This window comes from Pseudomonas sp. PS02290, assembly GCF_029960075.1.
GTDB lineage: Bacteria > Pseudomonadota > Gammaproteobacteria > Pseudomonadales > Pseudomonadaceae > Aquipseudomonas.
Genome location: NZ_JASCOY010000190.1, coordinates 1 through 3,703, shown reverse-complemented (window position 1 = coordinate 3,703; position 3,703 = coordinate 1). Strand labels below are relative to the sequence as shown.

Annotated in this window: 3 protein-coding genes; all 3 read right to left on the bottom strand. The window is 60.5% G+C overall.

Annotated elements, in window-relative coordinates; translation table 11 throughout:
• Positions 1-82: 82 nt before the first annotated feature.
• The 3 genes from QMX88_RS29000 to QMX88_RS28990 are packed head-to-tail and all read right to left on the bottom strand — an operon-like array spanning position 83 to position 3,521.
• A complete protein-coding gene (locus QMX88_RS29000; protein ID WP_205487279.1) occupies positions 83-739 on the bottom strand; it encodes an alginate O-acetyltransferase AlgF in 657 nt (218 codons plus the stop codon).
• A 33-nt stretch (positions 740-772) separates the two neighbouring features.
• Positions 773-1,948, bottom strand: coding sequence for an alginate O-acetyltransferase (locus QMX88_RS28995; RefSeq protein WP_282373683.1), 1,176 nt, complete (start codon positions 1,946-1,948; stop codon positions 773-775).
• Positions 1,949-1,958: 10 nt separating this feature from the next.
• Complete coding sequence (locus QMX88_RS28990) at positions 1,959-3,521, bottom strand: MBOAT family O-acyltransferase (protein WP_192171839.1); 1,563 nt, start codon at positions 3,519-3,521, stop codon at positions 1,959-1,961.
• Between the last annotated feature and the right edge of the window lie 182 nt (positions 3,522-3,703).

Below are 3,703 nucleotides of genomic sequence, written 5' to 3'. Positions count from 1 at the left end.
CCTACCGATAAACCCCTAAACCCGGGGCCCGCGGGGGGTTCCCCCCGGGGGCGCCCGGCGGCCTCTCGGCCAGATTCAACGCTTACTGAGTGCCCGTCGGGCGCTTGACCCAGACTGGCGACAGGCTGCTGCCGCTGCCGGTGACGTAGAGAACGGCGGCTTCACCGCGCTCCAGTGCAACGGGCTTCAGGTCAGCCACTTTCTTGTCGCCGTCGAACAGCGCGAAGCTGACTTTGACCGGGTTGATTTCACGCTCGCCGGTGCCCTTGGCAGACACAGCCTTGACCACGTCGGTCTTGCCGTCAGCGGTTTTCAGGGTCAGCGACTTGTCACTCAGGTTCTGTACGCGAACCAGGGACTTCTGCTTGTTCTTGAACGGAGGCTCTTCAACCAGCTGCGGCGCGCCCGAAGTGTTGTTGACGATGGTGTAGTAGTGGTCGCTGGCCAGTTTCACCGGCAGGGACTGGCTGCCGACTTTGGCGGTGTAGTCGCCCTGAGGCATGAAGCCGAAGTCACTGCTGGCCAATGGGCCGATTTCGTTGAGGCTGGTGTTGCCGACGCTGGCGGAGATTTCGCTGCTGCTGGCGTTGTACACACGCACGAAGGTCGAGCCTTTTGGTGCGGTCGGGCCGTACAGCGCGGCGTCGCCACCGGCGAACGCAGAAAGGGATACGAAGCCCAGGCTCGCGGCCAGCACGCAGGTTTTCAGCAGGTTGGTTTTGCTCGAACGAACTGGCATTGGGTTCTGCGAAGTCATAGTCAAAGAGTCCTCTCAGTTTTGCGCCCGGGTGGGCGACTTGGAGTTGTTGGCGTTGTCCGCCAGATTCTGTTGGGGGTCACGGGCCTTTTTGAGTTCAGCGATCCACTGTGGGTCGAACTCGGTCAGGTCGTTGTGAGCGGGCAGGTAGCGTTCCGGGAATTCCCAGATCAGCACCTGCGGGGGGCTGCTTTTGAAGGCGTCGGTCTGCAGGTACTTGAGCATCGGCAGGATCGGGCCATGGCCGTCTTCGGCGTAATTCACGACGTCTGCGTGCAGGGCCTGTTTGAGCGCACCGGCGAAGTTCCAGTTCGGGTTGGCGCTGTAGCTGGTGCCAACCAGGCCGACTGCAACCGAATTGTCAGCGAACAGGGCGTCATCACTTTCGGCGCCAGCCTCAGCCGGGTTGGTGCTGCGCTGTTGCAGGTCGTCCGGCTTGGGCAGCAGGTTGCTGAACAGCGGATCCAGCGGCAGGAAGTTGGTCAGATCGCCCTTGTAGGGTTCGGTCGTCTTGGCTTCAGTGACGAAGTTCTGCGGTTCAACGTTCAGCGGCAGCTGCTTGCTGATCACGTCACCCAACTGCTGGGCAACGATTTCCGCGCCCATCGGCGTCCAGTGAGTGTCGGTGCGCAGGAACACCTGGCCCTTCTCTTTGGCGCTTTGCAGCGGCGTCAGCAGATCAGGGGCGAGGATGCCGGCCTGATTCACCTGAGCGTGGAACTGCTGATACAGATCGGTGTGCAGCGTGGCCGGTTTGTTGTCACCGACGTGCTCCGGATACAGACGGGTCTTGGCCGGAATGATCGCCAGCACCAGCTGCGTGCCTTGCTTTTTCAGGGTGTCACGCACGCCCTGAATGATCGCCAGGTTGTCTGCTTCGTTCTGCTCGCCATTGGCAACGGCGTCGAATTCTTCGTCGGTGTACAGCCACTGGTCCTTGCCCAGGATCACGCCCGGACGACCTTCGTTGAACACCTTGTAGTCCAGCGCTGCCCAGAGGTTGGTGCCCAGACGCTTGATCGGGAATTCTTCGTCGTAGTGGGTTTCCACCGCTTTGGTCCAGTGACCATTGAGCACGGTGGTCTCCTTCGACGTCGAGAAACCGATGAAGCTGCGCAGCGACCACAGGCCCAGGACCAGCAGAATCGCCAGGAACAGGAAGATGTAGAGGAAACGTAATGAACGGGTCATGTCAGGCTCCTCAGAACTGGAAGTAAAGGAACGGCGAGAAACTGGCCGCCGAGAGTTTCAGGATCGATGCAACGAACATCAGCAGGATCAGGGCGCGCATGACATAGCGCGACCAGTCGACGGTCCAGTAGGCAGGCTGAACCTGCGCTTCGGTGCCGACGATGTAACCCGGTTGATGGATGCTGCCCGGCTTGTCGCCCGGCACGGCCTTGATCAGGCCGGGCTCGGCAGCGGCAGGGCCATCGGCCTGCACGGGCTTGTCGGTCGGCTTGCCCGGTGCACGGTTGCGGTAGAAATCACGCAGGCCGAAGAAGGCGAGGGTGATGTACGCCACAACCAGAGTCGCTACTTGCAGGCCGGTGAGGCTGGCGCGGTTGAGTTCCGACAGGCCGAGATCGCTGAAGCTGAACATGGCGCCATACATACGAGCGGCAACGTGCAGGTTTTCCGAGCGGAAGATGACCCAGCCCATGACCACCAGCAGGAAGGTGAACGCCCAGCGGACGACGTTGAAGGTGCGCGGCGCTGTGTTCAGGCCGATGGCTTTTTCGATCGCCAGCCACACACCGTGCCAGGCACCCCAGACGATGTACGTGATGTTGGCGCCGTGCCACAGACCACCCAGCAGCATGGTCAGAAACAGGTTGCGGTAGGTCGCGACCTTGCCGCCACGGTTGCCGCCCAGCGTGATGTACAGATAGTCACGCAGCCAGGTCGACAGGCTGATATGCCAGCGGCGCCAGAACTCGGTGATCGACTGGCTGATATAGGGCTGTTTGAAGTTTTCCATGAAGCGGAAACCCATCATCAGACCCAGACCGATGGCCATGTCGCTGTAACCGGAGAAGTCGAAGTACAGCTGCGCGGTATACGCCAGCGCGCCGAGCCATGCGTCACCCGTGGTCGGGTTCTGCAGGGCGAAGCAATGATCCGCGACCACCGCCAGCGTGTCGGCAATGAATACCTTCTTGATGAAACCCTGCATGAACCGCGTGCACCCCTCGGAGAACTTGTCGAGGGTGTGCGTGCGGTTGTTGAACTGATCGACCAGGTCGCGGAACCGCAGAACCGGCCCTGCGATCAGGTGCGGGAAGATCGCTACGAACGCTGCAAAGTCGATGAGATTTCGCGTCGCCGGCGTGTCGCCACGGTAGACGTCAATGATGTAGCTGATGGACTCGAAGATGTAGAACGAGATACCGATCGGCAGCAACACGTGGGTCAGGATGAAGGGCTCAAGGCCGATCGACGTCATCATCGCGTTAATGCTGTCCACGCCGAAGTTGGCGTACTTGAAATAGCCAAGGATGCCCAGGTCGACCACCACGCCGAGCAGCAGCCAACGCTGAGCCGGTTTGGTTCTGACCCCGGCGGCGCCTACGCGCAGGCCGATCCAGTAGTTCCACAGCGTCACACCTGCGAACAGCGCCAGAAAGTCCACTCGCCACCACGCGTAAAACACGTAGCTGGCGACCAGCAGCAGCAGGTTGCGATAGCGTTGCCCGCTCAGGTAGTACAAGCCGAGAAATACCGGCAAGAACAGGAACAGGAACACGTTGGATGAGAAAACCATCCTTTATCTCTCCATTTGTCCAACTTCAAAGGCCGAAGCCCCCCAAACCCCCCACGAAAAATGGAGGGGTGAAACATGCATCCGCCGACTCCCCGCAGGAGTGAGCTTGCTCGCGATACGTCAGTCCGGTTGATGCCGCTCTGACTTATACATCGCTATCGCGAGCAAGCCCACTCCTACAG